Source organism: Actinomadura sp. BRA 177 (assembly GCF_013372625.1).
Lineage (GTDB): Bacteria > Actinomycetota > Actinomycetes > Streptosporangiales > Streptosporangiaceae > Spirillospora.
On sequence record NZ_JABXFD010000313.1, the window covers coordinates 24396 to 43817 of the forward strand.

Sequence of the window (19422 nt, forward strand, 5' to 3'; positions counted from 1 at the left end):
GGACCCCCCAAGGGCTGTCTATGTGCGGCGCAGGAGGGCCAGGAACATCGCGTCCGTGCCGTGGCGGTGCGGCCAGAACTGGGCGTACGGGCCGTCCCCCACGCCGGTGAGGTCCGCAGAGAGCGATGTCAGGACCGCCGGTGCGTCGAGCCTTTCGACGTCGTCACGCTTACCCAGAACGTCGTCCACGACCACACGGGTCTCGGCCATGTGGGGTGAGCAGGTGACGTAGGCGACGACGCCGCCGGGACGGACGGACTCCAGTGCGGTGGTGAGCAGCTTCCGCTGGAGCGGGCCTAGTTCGGCTACCGCTTCGGGGCCTCGGCGCCAGCGGGCCTCTGGGCGGCGGCGGAGCGCGCCCAGGCCGGTGCAGGGTGCGTCCACCATGACCCGGTCGAAGGACCCTGGACGCCATGCGGGGGCGGTGCCGTCTGCCGCGACCACTCCCGTGCGGTCGTCGACCGCACGTTGCACGAGTGCGGCACGGTGCGGTTGGACGTCGGCGGCCAGAAGTCGTGCGTCGTGTTGGAAGGCGAGGGCCGCCAAGAGGCCTGCCTTGCCTCCGGGGCCGGCGCAGAGGTCCGCCCAGCGGGCGTCACGGCCGTCCAAGGGGGCCTGGACCAGGGCCAGGGCGACCATCTGGCTGGCCTCGTCCTGGACGGCGGCGCGCCCCTCGCGGACGGCGGCGATACCGGCCGGGTCCCCTTCGGGCATCACGGCGGCGTAGGGCGAGTACGGGGCGGGCTCCGCACCGGACTCGTGAAGCTCTTCCAAGGTGGCCCGGCCAGGGCGGGCTACCAGCGTCACCCTGGGGCGGGCGTTGTCGGCGGCGAGGAGTTCGTCGATCTCGTCCGATCCGACGGCGTCGCGCAGGGCGGACACGATCCACTTCGGGTGGCTGTACGCGATCGAGAGGCGGGTCGTCGTGTCGGCGTCGGCCGGCGCCACGATCTCCAGCCAGGCGTCCATGTCGCGGGTGGCGACCTTGCGAAGCACAGCGTTGGCGAACTTGGCCTGGCCGGGGCCTGCGACGGAGCGGGCCAGTTCCACGGCCGTCCCCACGGCCGCGTGCGGCGGAATGCGGGTGGCGAGGATCTGGTGCGTGCCCAGGCGCAGGACGTCCAGCAGCGGGGCGTCGATGCGCCGCAGTTCACGGTCGCTGCACAGCGCGAGCACCGCGTCGTAGGTGCCGCGGCCGCGCAGCGTCCCGTAGGTGAGTTCGGTGGCGAGGGCGGCGTCGCGTCCGGTCAGGTTGCGGTCGTGCAGGCGCTTGGGCAGCAGAAGGTTCGCGTAGGCGTCGCGGGTGTCGACCGCCCGGATGACGTCGAACGCCGTGCGGCGGACGAGGTCCTGGGGGCGGCCTGTCTTGCGCGGGCCGGCGGGCCTGCGGTTCTGCGTGTGTCGGCGGTTACGGGTGGGCGGCATCAGTGCAGCGTGTCCTTGCCGGTGAGGTTGACGCCGCGGCCCCAGTCGGCCGCGGCCATGCGGCGCTTGCCCTGCGGCTGGACCTCGCCGAGCGCGACGGGATGCGTGGCCGTTCCCACCAGTACCTCGTTCTTTCCGGGACGGATCTCGCCGGGCGACAGCTTGTCCGCGTCGGGCACCGGACGGACCGGCCCCAGCTTGACGCGCATGTCACGGAAGTTCGTCCACGCACCGGGGGTCGGCGTACACGCGCGCACGAGGCGGTCGATGTGCAGGGCGGGGCTCCCCCAGTCGACGTGACCATCCTCGGGCGTCAGCTTCGCCGCGTGGGACACGCCCTCGGACGGCTGTGGCCGGGGCTCCAGAACGCCCGCCTCAATACCGTTCATCGTGTCGAGCAGGAGGGACGCACCGGCGACGGCGAGCCGTCCCAGAAGGTCGCCGGACGTGTCGGTGGGCTGGATCGGCTCGGTGAGCACGCCGAAGACCGGGCCGGTGTCGAGACCCTCCTCGATCTGGAACGTGGCCGCTCCGGTCATGTCGTCGCCGTGCAGGATCGCGCGCTGCACGGGCGCCGCGCCGCGCCAGGCGGGCAGCAGCGAGAAGTGGAGGTTCACCCAGCCGTGCCGGGGGATGTCGAGGGCCTCGCGGGGCAGCAGGGCCCCGTAGGCGACGACCGGGCAGCAGTCGGGCGCGATCTCGCGGAGCCGGCCGAGGAACTCGGGATCGCGGGCCTTCGCGGGCCTGAGCACCTCGATACCGGCCTCGGCGGCGAGCGCGGCGACCGGCGAGGCGCTGAGCTGCCGCCCACGGCCCGCGGGCCGGTCGGGGCGGGTCACGACCGCCGCCACCTCGTGCGAGGAGCCCAGCAGCGCCGTCAGCGCCGGGAGCGCGGTGTCAGGAGTCCCTGCGAAGACCAGCTTCACCTAGATCGCCTTCCCGAAGGTCCGGTGCGGCGACTCCTTGACGACGGGGACCGGGTCGCCGAACCACTCGGCCTCCCGGATCGCCTTCATCGCGGCCTTGCGCTGCTCGGCGTCCATCCGGTCGATGAAGATGATCCCGTCGAGATGGTCGGTCTCGTGCTGGACGCAGCGGGCCAGCAGGTGCGTGCCCTCCACCGTGATGGGCTCGCCGTGCATGTTGAAGCCCTTCGCCACGACGCCGACCGACCGCGGCGTGGGGAACGCCAGGCCGGGCAGGGACAGGCAGCCCTCGTCGTCGGTCTCCTCGTCGTCCGACAGGTCCAGGCTGGGGTTGATCATGTGCCCGAGCATGTCGTCGACGTAGTAGGTGAACACCCGCAGGCCCACGCCGAGCTGCGGCGCCGCGAGGCCCGCGCCGGGAGCGTCGATCATCGTGTCGGTGAGGTCCTTGACGAGCTGGCGCAGCTCCTTGTCGAAGTCCTTCACCGGCTCCGCGGGCGTGCGCAGCACGGGGTCGCCGAAGAGGCGGATGGGCTTGACGGCCAACGAGGACTCCGTTTCCTGCGAGGTTCTCTTGCACGTGGGATGTATCCGTCCAGTCTACGGAGACATCCCACGATGATTCACACGCCGCGGTGCGCGCTCTGGTGCGCGGACCGCGCCTTGTAGGCGGCGGTACGGGCGGCCTTGGCGGTCGCCCGGTCGGGATGGTGCGCGCCCAGGGCCTCAAGGACGTCGGCCGCACCGGGATGGTGGGTGCGCCACAGTTCGTCGACCATGACCTTCATCTCCGCTTCCGGCGGCGCGTCGATGAGGGCGGCCTCGACCGCCTCCTCCGGTTCGGCGGTCTCCAGCATCCCGGCGACGGTGTCGACGAACACCCAGAGGTACTCATCGCGCGCGAGTTCCCGTCCGGACGGGTCGCCGACGGCGTTCAGCCAGAGCGCCGCGTAAGGCGAGACCAGTGGATGCTCCTGCGCGGCGCGCACGACGCCCGCGGCCTCGGGGCCGATGCGGTGCAGGACGGCCGCGGCCAGGTTGCGGGCGCCCGGGCCTCCGGTGCGCATGACGTCCAGAAGGTCGGCGGCGGCGTCCTTGGCGTCGTGCGCGGCCAGCCAGCCGTCGATCTCCTCGTCGGCGGCCTCAGGCCGGTACCAGGTGAGCCCGGCGATGAGCTCGGACGCACGCGAATCGGCCAGCTCGCCGATGAGGGGGGCGGTGAAGCCGTCCGCCAGCAGCAGTTCACGGACGGCCCACACACCGAGCGGCGTCAGCGCGCGCCCGTCACCGGACTGTTCGACGATCCCCCATTCCTCAAGGGTCGTCAGTTCCAGATGGAACGCGTCCTGGACGAGCGTGGCCATGACCTCGGAATCGGACAGGTCGTAGGCCTCATCGACGTGGCCCAAGAGCGCACCGACGAGGATTTCCGGCTCGGTCGGCTCCTCCTGCTCGTACAGGTGGATGAGTACGCCGGTCATCTCGTTCTGGACGAGTTCCAGAGCGTCCAAGCCGTCCACGTAATCGTGGCCGGGTACGACGATCGCCTCGAACAGCGGCAGCCAAGCGGCGAGCAGTGCATCGTCATCGTCGGACTGGAGGTCGTCGCAAGCCGGCCCCTGGGAGGCGGTGCCGTGCTCGGCGGTGATGACGTCCGCCTCAACGGCGGCCCACCACAGCCGCTCCAGCTCGCCTTCGTCCTCCATCTGCCCGTAGCGGCGCGGAGTGTCCAGGCCGAGGACGGCGCCGGCGGCGTCGATGTCCGCATCGGTCAGGGTGTCGTGCTCGGTGAGGGCGCGCTCGCCCGTCCACTCGGCCAGCGCCAGGATCGTCCCGGTCAGCCCTGATCCGCGCGCCGCCGCGGCCACCTCGGCCCGGGGCACCGGCCGGACGGGCGGGACGACCAGCTCGCCGGCCCGCCGCAGGTACTCCTCGGTACGGGCATAGCGCTCCGCCTCGGGCAGCGCCTCGAACTCGCGCACCCACGCGTCGACGGCCTCCTGGTCGTCCAGGGAGACCCCGTCGGCCTGCAGCAGCCCGCTGACGACCTCGGCGGCGGCCTGCCGCTCCTCGCTGTCGACCGCGGCCACGACCTCGGCGAACTCGGGCCCGGTCCGGTCGATCTCCGCCGCCAGCGCGGCGGCGTCCGGCGCGGTCACGGCGCCGGTGTCGCGCAGATAGGCGACGATCTTGCGGAACGCGTCGAGGACGGTGGGGACGTCGTCGCTCGCGGCGACCACGGTCTCCGGGAAGACCTCCAGCAGCAGCCCGCGGACCCCGTCCGGGGTCAGCTCCGCCGGGTCCGCCAGGCCCATCTCCTCCCGGGCGAGGCCCAGCAAGATGCCGACACCCTGCCCGTCCACTGTCTCGCCGTGTTCGTCCGCCCACCGCCGCAGGTCGTCGGCGGTGCTCTCCACCCAGTTGTCGGCCACCCGAGAACCCTATTGGTCAGGCACGTTCGGCGCGTCAGTCTTGGACACAGGAGGGCACGGAAAGCACCAACAGACAAGGGTGGTCGTCACCCTGGGGCAGCCTGGGGCACAGGTCCGTCAATCTGGGTTGGCTCCCAGCTTCGGCTACCGGGCTCCCCGCGCTCGACGCCGCAGAGTGGTGGCTGTTCGGGGCTCTCGGCGTCCTGCTCATCCTCGCCCTCGCGGTCTTCTGGTGGGGGACGAACCTCACACCGTCGCATCGCTGCCCGACCTGCGGACGCAAGGGAGAGATCCTCGCCCGCTCGCCGCGTGGCCACGTCCTCTACCGCCGATGCAAGGCGGGGCACACGTGGACATGGTGAGGCGCTGGGGACGACGTCGGAAGCGCAGGGGCAACGACGGCCCGCCACCGGAGAAGTTCCAGTGGAAGGAAGGCGACATCGAGTGGATCAAGCCGCCGAAGTCGCTGAAGAAGCGGAAGGACGGCGGTAAGGACGCCTGAGCACACGAGAGCCCCGGTCCTCCAGGGATCGGGGCTCAGTGCTGTTCCGGGGGATGTCAGCGCTTCAGGGAAGCCACCAGGGCCGTGAACTCCTCGCGCCCCACCAGGAGCTTCGGGCCGTCCGGGTCCTTCGAGTCGCGGACCCCGATGACTTCACCAAGTTTCGCGAGTTCCACGCAGTCCCCTCCCTGCGTGTTGGAGTGGGACGACTTGCGCCACTTGATCACTTCATCTCCTCCATAGCCTGCTCGACCAGCGTCCGTGAGGCGTCTTCGGGGAGCGCCTTGCTTCCGATGCGCTCCCACCGGGTACCGAACTGCCTTACCTCGCCGGTACCGAGAACCAGTCTCCCGCCCCCGTGGGCTTCCGTGTACGCCGCATCCCCTTCGTCCACCGAGAGGATCTTGAAGGGGCCGTCTAGACCGATCGTCGCCCCCGCCGTCCGAGGCAGGATGCGCAGGCTCACATTCGGAGCCTTCGCCATGTCGAGCAGATGCGCGAACTGAGCCCGCATGACCTCGGGGCCTCCCACTGGCCAGTCGAGCACGCTCTGAGAGAGCACGACCCACACGAGCGGCCGAGGGCTCCGCTCCAGCGACTCTTGCCGCTGGAGCCGTTCGGCCACGTGCCCGTCGATGTCCTCGACACCCGCCGCCTCAAAGCAGGCACGAGCGTACGACTCGATCTGGAACAGGCCGGGGATGAGCGCGAGTTCGTAGATCTTCAGAGCGAGCGCCCGAGCCTCGTACGAGACGTGCTCCCTGAACCAGTCCGGGTTATGCCCGAGCTTGGCGTAGGTGAGGAGGCGGAGGAAGTGACCTCCTGTTGCGAAGTGTTGATCCAAAGCGATGGCTTGTTTCTCATCGAGCCGGAGTTCACCGCTCTCCAGCCGGGAAACAGTGGACCGCACTACACCGATGATCTTACCGAAGGTCTCGCCGCTCATCCGGGCGCGCAGTCGATAGAAGCGCAGGTCGTAGGCCAACCAAGCCCACATGGAGGTCATCGGATCAGGTGACGGCTTGGAGGGCATTGATCACACTCCGAAGTAAGACTGTGTTTCCGCTCGTTGCGGAGATGGGCCGGAACAACGACAACCTAGCTCACGTGAAGCCACTCTGTGGCCTGGTTAACACACACCGTGACGAAGGTCGTGCCCGATGTCCGCAACGCTCGCCCCAGAGGCTCCGCCCACGCTCGTACTCGACCCCAACAGCGAGGCCCCAAGCCTCGCCCGCCGGTTCCTCGCCGACCTGTTCGCCGAGTGGGGCATCGAAGACGACTACATAGGCCGCGTCGTGGTCTGCGAGCTGGTCACCAACAGCTTCCAGCATGGCGAAGGGCAGATCATCGTCCGGATCTTCCGCGACGAGCACGACGGCCGCCCAGTGATCGAGGTGTGGGACGCCGGAGAAGGCAAGCCGGAGATCCAGCCGGAGAACTACGCCGCTGAGAGCGGTCGCGGCCTTCTCCTCATGACCGAACTCGTCCACGACTGGGGCGTCCGCCCGCTCAACGAGGGCGGAAAGGTCGTCTGGGCGCAGCTCAACCATCCCTGACCTGCGAGGGGAACCCGGCGGGGTGGGCCGGGTCCCCCGCTCCAGAGGAACCGACGCGAGGCCCCGGCCGGGGAGCTTGTGAGGCCCGGTCGGTTCCCACCGCCCCCGCCCTTCTCTGATCCCCCCGGACGGAGAGGGCGGGGGCCTTCCTATGCGAGGAGACGATGAACGAGTCCGTAACGCTGCTGCTTCTTCAGCACCTCTTCCGGCCCGAGTGGGTGATCACGCGAGACGAGGTCGGGACCTGGAGGGCCACCGGCCCCATCCTCATCTCAGCCTGCGATGTAGACGGACTGCTGGAGATGCTCCGCATCGCGGACCCGGATGCCCTTGAGTATGCCGCCCGACTCCTCGCCGAGCGCTGATCAGCCACCGAGGCATTCCACGGCTCGCGTTCGACAACAGGTACGAAAAAGGTAGGCCCTCTCCGCCGGAGAAGCGGAGAGTGCCTTGGACAACCCGAAAGGAGAAGAGGTTCTTCCCGCTATCGACCTCACCTTCAGCATACCTTGACGGCGAAGAAAAATCCCTGCTCAGAACGTACCATTGGAGGTAAGATAACCCAAGCAAGAGGAGAACCCCATATGCCTTCCCAGACTGCCGCTGAAGATTTCCTACACGATCAGCTGGCCGGTGGGCCGATGCCCGCCCCGAAGCTGCTCGCCAGGGCCAAGGAATTCGGCGTGAATTCAAAGACTCTCGCCGATGTCGCCGAGAAGATCGGCGTCACGAAGACGACTACGAAGAACATCACGTCCTGGTCGCTTCCTGACCAAGGACCCCGCCGCGAGTACTTCGACGCCCCCTGCGCGAACTCGTGCGGTAGTCGCGTCCAGGCGTTCCAGGAACTCGACGCCCCCGGTCAGCCGTGCAGCTATCCGGAATGCGACGGCTGCTCCGCCAAGCGGCAAGCGGCGATCGACGCGCAGCATGAGAAGAGCCGCGCGAAATGGCGGCGGCTGTTCACGACCTTCGTCGCCGATCCCGACGAGATCAAGAAGTTCGACAAGCTCCCTCCGGCCGAACAGCGTGAGGCCGCCCAGCGAGCGATGATGACCCCGCAGGACGCCCCCGACTTCGAGACCGAGGCCGAGCACCGCCGGGTCGCCAGCTCGGGCACGTTCGACGGACCCCCGGCCGGGACCAAGATGATCGTCGCTCGGGACCTCCGGTGAGTGCCCCTGACGGAACCCTGCCCCCGAATCCGCAGGGCCGGAACCTCAACCCCGAGCGGCACCGAGCAGAGGCCACCTACGCAGCCCACCTGAACGCGGAGGCCGCCCAAGGGCGAGCCGAACGTCTCCGCAAGGTCGAACTCGCCTCTCTCCGGTACGAGGTGTTGGCCGACGAGTACGAGTACGTGTGCCCGGTTCAGGGCCGGAGGATGGCACGGGCCGGCGACCTGATCAACATCTCCGGGAATGTGGGCAGCGACCTCGTCTACGGCTTCCTAGTGGAAGTCACCGACGAACCCGCCGAGGAGGAGACGTGAGCGCCTCACCCTGCTCCGTGGACGGCTGCGAAAGGCCGACCGTCGCCCGCGGATTCTGCAACACCGACTACCGCCGAGCCCGTCGAGAAGGGCGGCTCGACCTCAAGCTCATCATCGGCGACGACCTCACCCGGTTCTGGAGCCACGTCCGGATCACCGGGACCGAGTCCTGCTGGCTATGGAAGGGCGGGAAGACCAAGGGCGGCTACCCACAGTTCTCCGTGGGAGGCAAGAACGTCCTAGCCCACCGATGGGCGTACCAGGAGTTCGTGGAGGAGATCCCAGACGGCCTCACCATCGACCACGTCAAGGCATGGGGATGCACGTCCCGAGCCTGCGTCCGGCCCGACCACCTCCAGCCCGTGACCAACGGTGAGAACGTCCTCCGGGGAACCGCCCCCACAGCGATCAACGCACGGAAGACGCACTGCGTCAACGGCCACGAGTTCACCCCGGAGAACACCCGCGTGTGCCAGGGCAAACGCAACTGCCGGACCTGCGGACGTGAATGGGCACGGCGAAAGAAGCAGGAGGCAGCAGCATGAGCGACGACGCAACGTCAGACGGGCGGAATCAACCCCGCAACGGCCACGGCCGGTTCGCGAAAGAGCGGACCCCCGAGCAAGCCGAGTTCGACCGGCAGGTGTGCGAGCTGCGTCTCTCCGGCATGTCCTACGAGGCGATCGGCGACGAGATGGGGTGCTCCGCTTCTACGGCCTTCAGGGCCGTTGAGCGTGCCTACGTGGCGACGGTGCGCGCCCCCGTCGAACTGCTTCGAGAGCAGGAGTCGCAGCGGCTCAACGTGCTTCTAATGGCCGCATGGAAGGTCCTGAAGGCCCGCCACCTGATAGTCAGTCACGGCCGGGTGGTCCGGCGGCGGGTCCTGGACTCGGACGGCCTGTTCATCGTGGTCGGCGGGGATGACGACAACCCGGTGTACGCCGAAGAGGAGCTTGTGGATCACAAGCCGGTCCTGGAAGCGATCCAGACCGTCGTGAAGATCATGGAGCGGAGAAGCAAGCTCTGGGGTCTCGACGCCCCCAAGAGGTACGAGACGCTCACGGTGGACCGGATCGATGCCCAGATCGCCGAACTCGAAGCGGAACTCGCGGCTGCTGGCGTGGGCCCTGGAGGACGCATGAGGCGGTACCGAAAGCTCGTCCTCGCTCCCGGCGAACACCGTCACGCGGGCGGAATCCTCCGGACGGACCGGAGCCTTCTGGAGGCGCTCGTCCGTTCGTGGGAGCGTCGAGCGTTCGACACGGTGCCGATCATGGAGCGCGCCACGTTCGAGCCCGAAGCGGCATGCGGACGGGTCGTGGGCCTGTCCGTCACCGGCCGGGGCCTGCTGGCGATCGTGGACCTGAACGAGAAGGGTTCGGCCCTGGTGGGCCGGAACCCCGGTCTCGCTCCCCGCCTGGTGAAGGACATGCATCGGGGCGATGGGCTGCGGTTCCCGATCGCTCTACAGAAGCTCACGCTGACTCCCGAGGACGCCACGGAGAGCCTATGGGAGCCCATGGGGACCCTGGGGCCGGCCGGTGCGACGAAGGGGCTGACGAAGGCCCTCGCGAGCGTCCGGAGGGACCTCGCGAATCTACGAGGAGAGCGCGAAATGATCAGCCTGAGCAACGACGACGACCGCTTCGCCGCCCTCCAGCGGCGTGACTCGGAACTGGATGAGCTGATCGCGGAGGTGCGCGAGGGCACCGGGGACGGCCGGAGGCTCAGCATGGAGACCCTGCATCGCCTCGCGGACGAGTTCGAGGGCAAGACGCCCCGGAGGCTGATCTCGGACGAGAACGGAGTGCGCCGCCTCGCTGTATCTGGAGGCCGGAGTGCCGATCCACGTGATCAGCGCGTACCTCGGGCACGCCGATGTCTCGATCACGGCGAAGATCTACCTCCACTACACGGCCGAGTCCGTGACGCTCTCGGGAGGCACTCTCAAGGTCGCAGGCTCCCAATGATGTGTCCCGGAATCCGCCACGACCCACCGGAGCCCAGTGCACGCAGGCGATACGAGCAGGAGGACGGGGACGTGAACCCTATTGGTCAGATCAGCTCCAGGGGGTCGATCTGGACCCTTACCGTCTCCGTGGCCTTGCGCGCACTGCGTACGCCCTGGGCCTCCTTGAGCGCGCGCGCCATCGCCGCCCCGGCAGACCGCGGCACGCGTACCAACGCGCGTTCCTTCTCCTGGACGTCTGTCTGTGCGGCCGGTGTCGGGACGGGCACCGGGCCGAGAACCTCCGCGCCATCGGGCAGCCTGGCATCGGCCAGAAGCTCGCGTATGGCGGCCGGGGTGCCGGTGAGCGACGCCATCCGTGCGGCGGGCGGGAAGCCCGCCTCCCTACGCTCGGCCAGCTCGCGCTCCGCGTAGGTGACCGGGTCCCACCGGACGAGCGCCTGAACGGCGGGAAGCGCTCCTTCGGCGGCCACGATCACCGGGCCGTGGGGGCGGACGAGCGACGCCGCGTTCATCCAGCGCCGCAGCGTTTCCTCACCGGCACGCAGATCCGGGCGGCCCAGCAGGACCCAGCCGTCCAGCAGTAGGGCGGCCCTGTATCCCTCTTCGGCGGGTGGTTCCGCTCCTGGCGTGGACACCACCAGGGCACGTTCCGGGCCGATCTGTTCGAGAATCGCGTCACGCCCAGACGTTCGTACGGGGACGCCAGGGAACGCTCTGCCCAGCTCTTCCGCCGTGCGTTTCGCGCCCACCACGACGGCCCGCACCTGGAAGAAGCCACATTCGGGGCAGTGCCAGTCACCCGCGATACGTCCGCACCACCGGCAGTAGGGGGCCGCATGGGACGACGCCAGCGACAACGGCCCCTGGCACGCCTCACATCGTGCCGGTGTACGGCAGCGTCCGCACGCGATGCCCGGCACGTATCCGCGCCTTGGCACCTGTACAAGGACCGGGCCGTCCTCCAGGGCACGCCTGGCGGCCTCGAACGCGACGTTCGGCAGGCGCGCCGTGCGGGCGGCCGCGTCACGGGCTAGCTGGGCGTCCTCCCCCACGTACCGGACGCGGGGCATCTCCGCCCGAACCTGGTCACGGACGGCGGAGAGGGTGTGCGCCCAGCCGCTCTCCACCAGCTGGGTGGCGTCGGTGGTTCTGGTGAACCCGCCTATCAGCGCCCCGGCCGCCGCTCTGTGCGCACGCAGGGCAAGGACGTCACGGGGGTGCGGGTAGGGCGCGTGGGGTTCGGCATGGACGTCGTCGCCGTCGTCCCACAGCACGACCAGCCCGAGATCCGTGACGGGCGCGAACATGGCGGCGCGCGTGCCGACGACTGCCTTCGCCTTACCGCGCAGGACGGTGAGCCATCTGCGGTAGCGCTCGGCGGGGCCGAGTTCCGCCGTCAGGGCGACGTGCAGGCCCTCCCCTAGCTCGGCCTTGAGCGCGGTGTCCACGCGCGCGACGTCGCGTCCGTCGGCGACCACCACGATCGCACCGCGTCCGCCGTTCAGCGTGGCGGCGACGGCCCGCGCTATGGCGGACGTCCAGTCAGGGCCCGGCAGCGCCGTCCAGACCGCTCTCGGCGCTCTGCCGTCGGCAAGGGCGCTCAGGAACGACGACCCGGCCTGATAGTCGCGCCAGACCCCGGCATCGACCGTGCCCGGCATCTCACGGGTCTCGGCCTCCGCCACGGGTTCGGCCTCCACGCGGGCGTGCCGGGGCGGGACGGCCAGCCGCAGCACGTCCGCGAACGTGCCCGCGTACCGGTCGGCCACCTCCCGGACGAGCGCGGCGATCTCCGGCGTCAGGACCGGCTCGGACGACGTGACCCGCTCCAGGAACAGCAGCTTCCCGTCGTGCCCGCTCTCGGCGGCCCGCTCCAGCAGGAACCCGTCGACGAGCTGCCCGGCGAACCGCACCCGCACCCGGCACCCCGGCACGGCCTTGGCGTCCATCTCGGCCGGCACCAGGTAGTCGAACGGCCGGTCCAGGTGCGGCAGGGACATGTCGACGGCGATCCGCGCCACGGGCAGTTCGGCGGCCGGTCGGCGCGCCCCCTTCTTCCTGGAACCGCCCGGCTTCTTCGCTTTGCCGGGCTTGTCGGCAGGTGCCCGGGGAAGGTCGTCCAGCCCCGGGATCAGGTCCGTTCCCCCGCCGTCCTTCGTCACGCCCCCGTCCTACCAGATCGACCCGACACCCGAACGCGCACGCTAGGGTTGATCCGTTTGAACCGGGCGCGCGTCCGCCGGCCCATTGCCCGATGCCCCCTCCCGCGCCCCCGCCGTCCGACGAGCCCGTGCAGGCGAAGTGACCACAGCGCATACTCGAGAACGGGCGGACGCCCCGGTCCGGCATGGATCGTCGCGCCGTCCGAACAGCTCCCCTTGGCAGAAGTGGAAGAAGCGGGCACGCCACCCGGTCGTGGCGGCCACGGTCGCCGCCGCCGTCCTCCACCTGGTGTGGGGGCTCTTCCTGGCGGCGGAGGGAGGCGACCTCGCCGCCCAGGCCGCCTGGACCGACTTCGCCTGGGAGCACCCGGGCGCGGCGTACAGCTTCGCCTGGTACGGCGGGATGCACCCGGCGTCCTACAGCGTCATTTCGCCGTACGTCATGGCGCTGTTCGGCATCCGCACGGTCGCGGTCGTGACCGGCACCTTCTCGGCCACCCTGACCGCGTACCTGCTCAAGAAGTTCAGGGCGCCCGTGGCGCTGCCCGCATCGCTGTGGGCCGCGTTCGCGCTGTCGTGCAACGCCGCCTCGGGCCGGGTCACGTTCGGCCTGGGGCTGATGTTCGCGCTCATGGCGACGATCGTGGTCTACACCTCGCGCGGCACCCCCGCCCTGCGGGCCGCCGGCATGGTCGGCCTCAGCGTGCTCGCCTCGCTCGCGAGCCCCGTCGCCGGCCTGTTCCTACTGGTTCTGGCCGCCGCGCTGTTCCTCACCGGCCGCCGCCGTGCGAGCGTCTGCGTCGCCGTCGGACTCCCCCTCGTGGTGGGGACGACGAGCCTGCTGTTCCCGTTCAGCGGCGTGCAACCGATCTCGCTCACCGCGATCGTGCTGCCCGCCGTCACCAGCGTCATCGCGATGCTGCTGTGCGCGCCGAGGAACTGGACGTTCGTGCGCATCGGCGCAGGCGTCTACCTGGCCGGCATCATCCTGACCTGGCTGATCCCCTCCCCCGTCGGCAGCAACGTCGAGCGCCTGTCGCTGCTGTTCGGCGGGATGTTCCTGCTGTCGGCGGTGGCGCGTGCGCAGGGCCGTGTCCGGATCGCCGTGCTGTCGCTGGCGTTCATCGTGACCGCGTCCTGGCAGGTCGTGAAACCCGTCGACGACCTGATCCACACCGAGCCCGCGGCGTCCGCCGCCGACCACGCCCGCGGCCTCGTCGCCGAACTGAACGCGCTCGGCGCGCAGAAGGACCGGATCGAGGTCGTGCCGCTGCGCTCCCACTGGGAGTCGTCCGGCCTCAGCCGCCACTTCATGCTGGCGCGCGGCTGGAACCGCCAGGTCGACGCCGAACGCCACAAGCTCTTCTACGAGGACGGCGCGCTGACGCCCGACTCCTACCGCGACTGGCTGCACGAGTGGGCCGTGCAGTACGTCGTCCTGCCCGAACAGGAGGTCGACTGGTCGGCGCAGGACGAGGCCGCGCTCGTCGAGGACGGGCAGCCGTACCTCACGGAGGTCTGGCGGGACGAGCATTGGCGCCTGTTCCACGTCGCACAGCCGACGCCGCTGGTGGACCGTCCCGCGTCCGTCCACAAGCTCAACGCCGGTGAACTCGTGGTCGACATGCCGTCCCGAGGGTCCGTCCTTGTACGGGTCTCCTGGTCGCCTTGGCTGAGCGCCACGGGCGGGGACGCCTGCCTAGCGCGCGCGGAAAACTTCGTCCGCATGACGGCGCACGAGCCCGGCCGCTACACCATCGCGGCCCGCTACGGCCTGCACCGCGGCAACCACTGCGCCTCCTGACCGGCCACAGCCCCGCCCGAACGACGGGCCCACACGAACGAAGAAGCCCCGGGGACGCCCCGGGGCTTCTTCGTCGTTCCAATCGGCCGGCGTTGCAAGCGGCCCGCCGTACAGGCAACCAGCCTCTCCGTCAGTCCGTCACAGGCGGCCAGTCGCAGGCAGGCCGCTGTTCCCAGCCCCGGTGGTTACAGGCCGGCGGCGGAGGCGAGGTCCTTGGCGCGGTCGGTGGACTCCCAGGAGAAGTCGGGCTCGGACCGGCCGAAGTGGCCGTAGGCGGCGGTCTGCTGGTAGATCGGGCGGAGCAGGTCCAGGTCGCGGACGATCGCGGCCGGACGCAGGTCGAACACGTCGTCGACCGCCTTCTCGATCTTCTCGGGGGCGACCTTCTCGGTGCCGAACGTCTCCACGAACACGCCGACCGGGTGCGCCTTGCCGATCGCGTAGGCGACCTGGACCTCGGCGCGGTCGGCGAGCTGCGCGGCGACGATGTTCTTGGCGACCCACCGCATCGCGTAGGCGGCGGACCGGTCGACCTTGGACGGGTCCTTGCCGGAGAACGCGCCGCCGCCGTGCCGGGCCATGCCGCCGTAGGTGTCGACGATGATCTTGCGGCCGGTGAGGCCGGCGTCGCCCATCGGGCCGCCGATCTCGAAGCGGCCGGTCGGGTTGACCAGCAGCCGGTAGCCCTCGATGTCGAGGTCGAACTGGGCGAGCACCGGGTCGACCACGTGCTCCTTCACGTCCGGCGCGAGGAGCTCCTTCAGGTCGATGTCGGGAGCGTGCTGGCTGGACACCACGACGGTGTCGAGGCGGACGCCGCGGTCGCCGTCGTACTCGATGGTGACCTGGGTCTTGCCGTCCGGGCGCAGGTAGGGGACGTCGCCGCTCTTGCGGACCTCCGACAGGCGCTGCGCGAGCCGGTGCGCGAGGGTGATCGGCAGCGGCATCAGCTCGGGCGTCTCGTTGGTGGCGTAGCCGAACATCAGGCCCTGGTCGCCGGCGCCCTGCCGGTCCAGGTCGTCGACGCCCTCGCCCTCGCGGGTCTCGTAGGCGTCGTCGACGCCCTGCGCGATGTCGGGCGACTGCGCGCCGATGGACACCGACACGCCGCAGGAGTGCCCGTCGAAGCCCTTCTTGGACGAGTCGTAGCCGATCTCCAGGATCTTCTCCCGGATCACGCCCGGGATGTCCACATAGGTCTCGGTGGTGACCTCACCGGCCACATGCACCTGACCGGTCGTGATCATCGTCTCGACGGCGACCCGGCTCTTCGGGTCGTCCTTGAGCATCGAGTCGAGGATCGCGTCGCTGATCTGGTCCGCGATCTTGTCCGGGTGTCCTTCGGTCACGGACTCGGAGGTGAACAGGCGGCGAGACACGTACGTGAACTCCTTGCAGCGGCTGCTGACTGACGTCGCAGGACGGATTTTTTGTCGAGTTCGGCGGGGGACGCCGCCCCCCGCGCGGGTTCCCCACGGGTGTTAGGCCCAGAAGTCTAGCGGGATCGCCGCCGGTCCCGGCTACGCCGGATCGGCGGCCGGGGGTTTCAGCCGGGCGGCGACGAGGTCCCAGACGACCTCGGCGAGGGCCTCCTTGGCGCCGCGCGGCACCTCGGTGCGCGAGCCGTCCGCGCCGAGGATCACGGCCTCGTTGTCGGGGCGGCCGAAGGTCAGGTCCTCGCCGACCTGGTTGACGACGAGGAGGTCGCTGCCCTTGCGGGCGAGTTTGGCGCGGCCGTTGGCGAGGACGTCGTCGGTCTCGGCCGCGAAACCCACGATCACCTGGCCGGGACGGCGGTCGCGCCCCAGCTCCGCGAGGATGTCGGGGTTCTTCACGAGCCGGATCGGCTCCGGCTCGGCCCCCTCCGCCTTCTTGATCTTCGAGCCCTGGTAGCCGGACGGGCGGAAGTCGGCGACGGCGGCGGCCATCACGACCGCGTCGGCGGCGCCGGCGGCCGCCACCACGGCCTTGTGCATCTCCTCGGCCGACCCGACGGGGACGATCTCGGCGCCGGCGGGGCCGGGCAGCGCGACGTTGGCGGAGACGAGCGTCACGCGGGCGCCGCGGGACACGGCCGTGCGGGCGAGGGCGTAGCCCTGCAGGCCGGACGAGCGGTTCCCGATGAACCGGACGGGGTCGATCGGCTCGCGGGTGCCGCCCGCGGAGATCACCACGTGCCGTCCGGCGAGGTCGCGGCCGTCGGCGCCGCGGGCCAGGACGTGCCGCGCCACCTCGAACAGCTCCGCGGGGTCGGGTAGCCGGCCGGTGCCGGTGTCCTTGCCGGTGAGCCGCCCGGACGCGGGCTCGACCACGACCGCGCCCCGGGACCGCAGCGTCGCCACGTTCGCCCGGGTCGCGGGGTGCTCCCACATCTCGGTGTGCATCGCGGGCGCGAACACGACCGGGCAGCGGGCGGTGAGCAGGGTGTTGGTGAGCAGGTCGTCGGCCAGGCCGTGCGCGGCCCTGGCGAGCAGGTCGGCGGTGGCGGGCGCGACGAACACCAGGTCCGCCTCCTGCCCGAGCCGGACGTGCGGGACCTCGGCGACGCCGTCCCACACCTGCGGGGACACGGGATTGCCCGACAGCGCGGCCCACGTGGGCTCGCCGACGAAGCGGAGCGCGTCGGCGGTCGGCACCACGGTGACGTCGTGACCGGACTCGGTGAGCCGCCGGAGCAGCTCGCACGCCTTGTACGCGGCGATCCCGGCACTCACGCCGAGCACGACACGCGGCTTACGGGAGGTCATACGCCCACGATCCCATCGCACGCCCCACGGCTACACACCGGGGTCCCGGGGTCCCCGGGGGTCTGGGGGTCGTCCCCCAGAAAGACACTGCGGGCTCCGGCGAAGCCGACTGCAGGTCGGCGAGCAGCATGGGGCGCCTCGGGGGTCGTCCCCCAGAAAGACACTGCGGGCTCTGGCGAAGGCGGCCGCAGGCCGACGAGCAGCATCGGGCGCCCCGCACCGGGGTCTAGCCCTCGATGGGCTCGGCGTTGAGGAGGCCTTCGCGGGTCTCGCGGAGGGCGATCGACAGCGGCTTCTCCTGCACCTGGGTCTCGACGAGGGGGCCGACGTACTCCAGCAGGCCCTCGCCCAGCTGGGCGTAGTAGGCGTTGATCTGCCGGGCGCGCTTGGCCGCGATGCTCACGAGGCCGTACTTGGTGTCGACGACTTCCAGGAGCTCGTCGATCGACGGGTTGGTGATGCCCTCATTGCTGGCTGCCACTCGGTGGCCTTCCACTGGTAGGTCGCTCTACTGGTCAGCCATCAAGGCTAGCAGCTCGCCGCACACGTCCTGGACGGACGTGTTGACGAGGGTGACGTCGAACTCCTTCTCGGCGGCCAGTTCGACGCGGGCCGCGTCGAGGCGGCGCTCGATGACCTCGGGGGGCTCGGTGCCGCGGCCGGTGAGCCGGCGGACGAGCTCGTCCCAGCCGGGCGGGGCGAGGAACACCAGCCGCGCCTGCGGCATGGTGCCGCGGACCTGCCGGGCGCCCTGGAGGTCGATCTCCAGGAGCACCGGTTCGCCGCGGGCCAGGCGTTCCTCGACGGGCCGGCGGGGGGTGCCGTAGCGGTTCCCCGCGAACTCGGCCCATTCGAGGAGCTCCCCTTCGGCGACGAGCCGGTCGAAACCGGCGTCGTCGACGAAGAAGTACTGCACACCATCGGTCTCACCCGGGCGGGGGGCCCGGGTGGTCACCGAGACCGACAGCCACACCCGGGGGTGTGAGCGCCGGATCTCGGCGACGACCGTGCTCTTGCCGACGCCCGACGGCCCGGAGAGGACCGTCAGCCGCCGCGCGAGCGGGCCAGGCGTTGTGGAGCCTTCCGGCGTGAGCATTCTTCAACCAGCCTGTCCGTTGAGGCAGGGCCTGTCCGGGCCTGCCGGGGTTGAAAAGCGCTCGTTGGGTGCGCCGGAGTCGGGCGGGGTGGTGCCGGACCCGGGTCGCCCCGGGCCGGCCGCGGCGGTCCGGCCGCCGCGCCCGCCCGTGAGTCGCGCGTCAGCGGGTAGCACTTCCGCCGAACTCACGCTCCAGGGACGCGCGCTGGTTGGCGCCGAGGCCCCGCACACGGCGGGACTCGGCGATGCCCAGGCGCTCCATGATCTGCTTCGCACGGACCTTGCCCACACCGGGCAGGGACTCCAGGAGGGCCGACACCTTCATCTTGCCGATGACGTCGTCGGACTGACCCTCTTTGAGGACCTCTGCGAGCGAGGTCCCACCGTGCTTCAGCTTGTTCTTAACCTCGGCCCGCTCCTTGCGAGCCTTGGCAGCCTTCTCCAGGGCTGCGGCGCGCTGTTCGGGGGTTAGGGGCGGAAGAGCCACGCCGGGTCACCTCAGGTTTCCACTCGACGGAGTCGGACGGGTTGGGAAACTAGCGAGTTCACCACCCATAAGGCAACGTGAAGTGCCGTTTAGCCCACCACAAATTCACGAATATCACTCCCCGGAGTGTCCTGAATACAGAGTGTACCCAATCTGAGGGGGTCGGCGGCCCATCCCCTTGCCTTGCTGGGACTTTCGCATGATCGTGAAAATCCCCCCGATCCGACCACAAATGCGGCGCTCGATACCCTTATGTCACTGCCCTCCGGGGCGTCCCGCCGCGCCGCCGGCGGGCCGCCGCGACCGTCCCCCGCCCGCCCGCTGTGAGGTCTCCCACAACCGATCCCGACCGCGTGACACTCGTCACGCCGCGCCGTTCCGCACGTCGCGGCGGCACCGTTACTGTCATCCTCGACAACACCCGACCCCGCCAAGATCGTCTCCCGCTCGGAGGACCGCGCCACCCGCCACTCAGCTCCCCGCCCACCGCCAGGGCACCGACATGGACGCGGAAGGACCGGCGCCGCGCCGCGGCCGCATCGCGGTGAATCGCCACTCCGCGTGAACGACTTCGTCGTTCGGCACGTACTCGCAATGCGAACACTCCGTCCCCGGCATTCGCTTGCGACTAAAACCACAATGCGCGGTACCGCACGTCCGACAACGCTCGAAACTTTCGTACCGAATGGAGTTATCTCCCACCCCGAGCGCGCGCTGGAACCGCGCGCCGCACGCGCCCCGGCGGGCACGGGGCCGGACCGGCGGGCTGGTCAGGCGGGGTCGGCGGACGTGCGGCGGAGCGCCGCGGCCATCGCCGC

Annotated in this window: 22 protein-coding genes; 8 read left to right on the forward strand and 14 right to left on the reverse strand. The window is 70.2% G+C overall.

Annotated features, from left to right (window positions below):
- Nucleotides 1-18: 18 nt before the first annotated feature.
- The 4 genes from HUX53_RS15645 to HUX53_RS15660 form a co-directional block, all read right to left on the reverse strand.
- Nucleotides 19-1425 (reverse strand): RsmB/NOP family class I SAM-dependent RNA methyltransferase, encoded by a 1407-nt coding sequence (locus HUX53_RS15645; RefSeq protein ID WP_176403922.1) that lies wholly within the window; start codon nucleotides 1423-1425, stop codon nucleotides 19-21.
- Entirely contained in the window at nucleotides 1425-2351 is a 927-nt protein-coding gene (gene fmt / locus HUX53_RS15650) for a methionyl-tRNA formyltransferase (protein WP_176403923.1), read from the reverse strand. The genes HUX53_RS15645 and fmt overlap by 1 nt, the downstream gene beginning before the upstream one ends.
- Nucleotides 2352-2897, reverse strand: coding sequence for a peptide deformylase (def, locus tag HUX53_RS15655; RefSeq protein ID WP_176403924.1), 546 nt, complete (start codon nucleotides 2895-2897; stop codon nucleotides 2352-2354).
- Nucleotides 2898-2974: 77 nt separating this feature from the next.
- Complete coding sequence (locus HUX53_RS15660) at nucleotides 2975-4783, reverse strand: hypothetical protein (protein WP_176403925.1); 1809 nt, start codon at nucleotides 4781-4783, stop codon at nucleotides 2975-2977.
- Nucleotides 4784-5132: 349 nt separating this feature from the next.
- On the opposite strand from HUX53_RS15660, the gene HUX53_RS15665 reads away from it, so the two are divergent.
- Nucleotides 5133-5285 (forward strand): hypothetical protein, encoded by a 153-nt coding sequence (locus HUX53_RS15665; protein ID WP_176403926.1) that lies wholly within the window; start codon nucleotides 5133-5135, stop codon nucleotides 5283-5285.
- A 56-nt stretch (nucleotides 5286-5341) separates the two neighbouring features.
- On the opposite strand, the gene HUX53_RS41170 is transcribed toward HUX53_RS15665, so the two are convergent.
- On the reverse strand, nucleotides 5342-5512 hold the full coding sequence (locus tag HUX53_RS41170; protein WP_176403927.1) for a DUF397 domain-containing protein: 171 nt from the start codon (nucleotides 5510-5512) through the stop codon (nucleotides 5342-5344).
- Nucleotides 5509-6270: a helix-turn-helix transcriptional regulator gene (locus HUX53_RS41175; RefSeq protein WP_176403928.1), complete on the reverse strand. Its 762-nt coding sequence runs from the start codon at nucleotides 6268-6270 to the stop codon at nucleotides 5509-5511. Before HUX53_RS41175 ends, HUX53_RS41170 begins: the two co-directional genes overlap by 4 nt.
- A 175-nt stretch (nucleotides 6271-6445) precedes the next feature.
- Here HUX53_RS41175 and HUX53_RS15680 point away from each other — a divergent pair, with 175 nt between their 5' ends.
- From HUX53_RS15680 to HUX53_RS42540, 5 genes are all read left to right on the forward strand, one after another.
- Nucleotides 6446-6844, forward strand: a complete 399-nt coding sequence (locus tag HUX53_RS15680; protein WP_176403929.1) for an ATP-binding protein — start codon at nucleotides 6446-6448, stop codon at nucleotides 6842-6844.
- A 164-nt stretch (nucleotides 6845-7008) separates the two neighbouring features.
- Nucleotides 7009-7209 carry a hypothetical protein gene (locus HUX53_RS15685; RefSeq protein WP_176403930.1) on the forward strand — a complete coding sequence of 67 codons (201 nt, stop codon included), beginning with the start codon at nucleotides 7009-7011 and terminating at the stop codon, nucleotides 7207-7209.
- Between the two features lie 276 nt (nucleotides 7210-7485).
- Nucleotides 7486-8019, forward strand: a complete 534-nt coding sequence (locus HUX53_RS15690; RefSeq protein WP_176403931.1) for a hypothetical protein — start codon at nucleotides 7486-7488, stop codon at nucleotides 8017-8019.
- Nucleotides 8016-8336, forward strand: a complete 321-nt coding sequence (locus HUX53_RS15695) for a hypothetical protein (protein ID WP_176403932.1) — start codon at nucleotides 8016-8018, stop codon at nucleotides 8334-8336. Before HUX53_RS15690 ends, HUX53_RS15695 begins: the two co-directional genes overlap by 4 nt.
- Entirely contained in the window at nucleotides 8333-8881 is a 549-nt protein-coding gene (locus tag HUX53_RS42540) for an HNH endonuclease signature motif containing protein (RefSeq protein ID WP_217919468.1), read from the forward strand. The genes HUX53_RS15695 and HUX53_RS42540 overlap by 4 nt, the downstream gene beginning before the upstream one ends.
- A gap of 263 nt (nucleotides 8882-9144) precedes the next feature.
- Here the strand turns inward: HUX53_RS42540 and HUX53_RS15705 are convergent, their stop codons facing one another.
- Together HUX53_RS15705 and HUX53_RS15710 are read right to left on the reverse strand one after the other, a co-directional pair.
- Entirely contained in the window at nucleotides 9145-9522 is a 378-nt protein-coding gene (locus HUX53_RS15705) for a hypothetical protein (protein WP_176403933.1), read from the reverse strand.
- A 411-nt stretch (nucleotides 9523-9933) separates the two neighbouring features.
- A complete protein-coding gene (locus HUX53_RS15710) occupies nucleotides 9934-10227 on the reverse strand; it encodes a hypothetical protein (RefSeq protein ID WP_176403934.1) in 294 nt (97 codons plus the stop codon).
- On the opposite strand from HUX53_RS15710, the gene HUX53_RS43040 reads away from it, so the two are divergent.
- Nucleotides 10187-10306, forward strand: a complete 120-nt coding sequence (locus HUX53_RS43040; protein ID WP_369009204.1) for a hypothetical protein — start codon at nucleotides 10187-10189, stop codon at nucleotides 10304-10306. The two genes, HUX53_RS15710 and HUX53_RS43040, sit on opposite strands and share 41 nt — an antisense overlap.
- A gap of 85 nt (nucleotides 10307-10391) precedes the next feature.
- On the opposite strand, the gene HUX53_RS15720 is transcribed toward HUX53_RS43040, so the two are convergent.
- Nucleotides 10392-12470: a primosomal protein N' gene (locus tag HUX53_RS15720; RefSeq protein WP_176403935.1), complete on the reverse strand. Its 2079-nt coding sequence runs from the start codon at nucleotides 12468-12470 to the stop codon at nucleotides 10392-10394.
- Between the two features lie 253 nt (nucleotides 12471-12723).
- Between HUX53_RS15720 and HUX53_RS15725 the strand changes: the two genes are divergently transcribed.
- Nucleotides 12724-14274: an MFS transporter gene (locus HUX53_RS15725; RefSeq protein WP_176403936.1), complete on the forward strand. Its 1551-nt coding sequence runs from the start codon at nucleotides 12724-12726 to the stop codon at nucleotides 14272-14274.
- A gap of 185 nt (nucleotides 14275-14459) precedes the next feature.
- Here HUX53_RS15725 and metK read toward each other — a convergent pair whose 3' ends face one another.
- The 5 genes from metK to mihF form a co-directional block, all read right to left on the reverse strand.
- Complete coding sequence (gene metK / locus HUX53_RS15730) at nucleotides 14460-15653, reverse strand: methionine adenosyltransferase (protein ID WP_176403937.1); 1194 nt, start codon at nucleotides 15651-15653, stop codon at nucleotides 14460-14462.
- A gap of 141 nt (nucleotides 15654-15794) precedes the next feature.
- Complete coding sequence (coaBC, locus tag HUX53_RS15735) at nucleotides 15795-17021, reverse strand: bifunctional phosphopantothenoylcysteine decarboxylase/phosphopantothenate--cysteine ligase CoaBC (protein ID WP_176403938.1); 1227 nt, start codon at nucleotides 17019-17021, stop codon at nucleotides 15795-15797.
- A 226-nt stretch (nucleotides 17022-17247) separates the two neighbouring features.
- Nucleotides 17248-17502, reverse strand: a complete 255-nt coding sequence (gene rpoZ, locus HUX53_RS15740; protein ID WP_021597645.1) for a DNA-directed RNA polymerase subunit omega — start codon at nucleotides 17500-17502, stop codon at nucleotides 17248-17250.
- 27 nt (nucleotides 17503-17529) lie between these two features.
- Complete coding sequence (gmk, locus tag HUX53_RS15745) at nucleotides 17530-18117, reverse strand: guanylate kinase (protein WP_176403939.1); 588 nt, start codon at nucleotides 18115-18117, stop codon at nucleotides 17530-17532.
- A 160-nt stretch (nucleotides 18118-18277) separates the two neighbouring features.
- Nucleotides 18278-18604, reverse strand: a complete 327-nt coding sequence (gene mihF, locus HUX53_RS15750) for an integration host factor, actinobacterial type (RefSeq protein ID WP_176403940.1) — start codon at nucleotides 18602-18604, stop codon at nucleotides 18278-18280.
- Nucleotides 18605-19422: the final 818 nt, after the last annotated feature.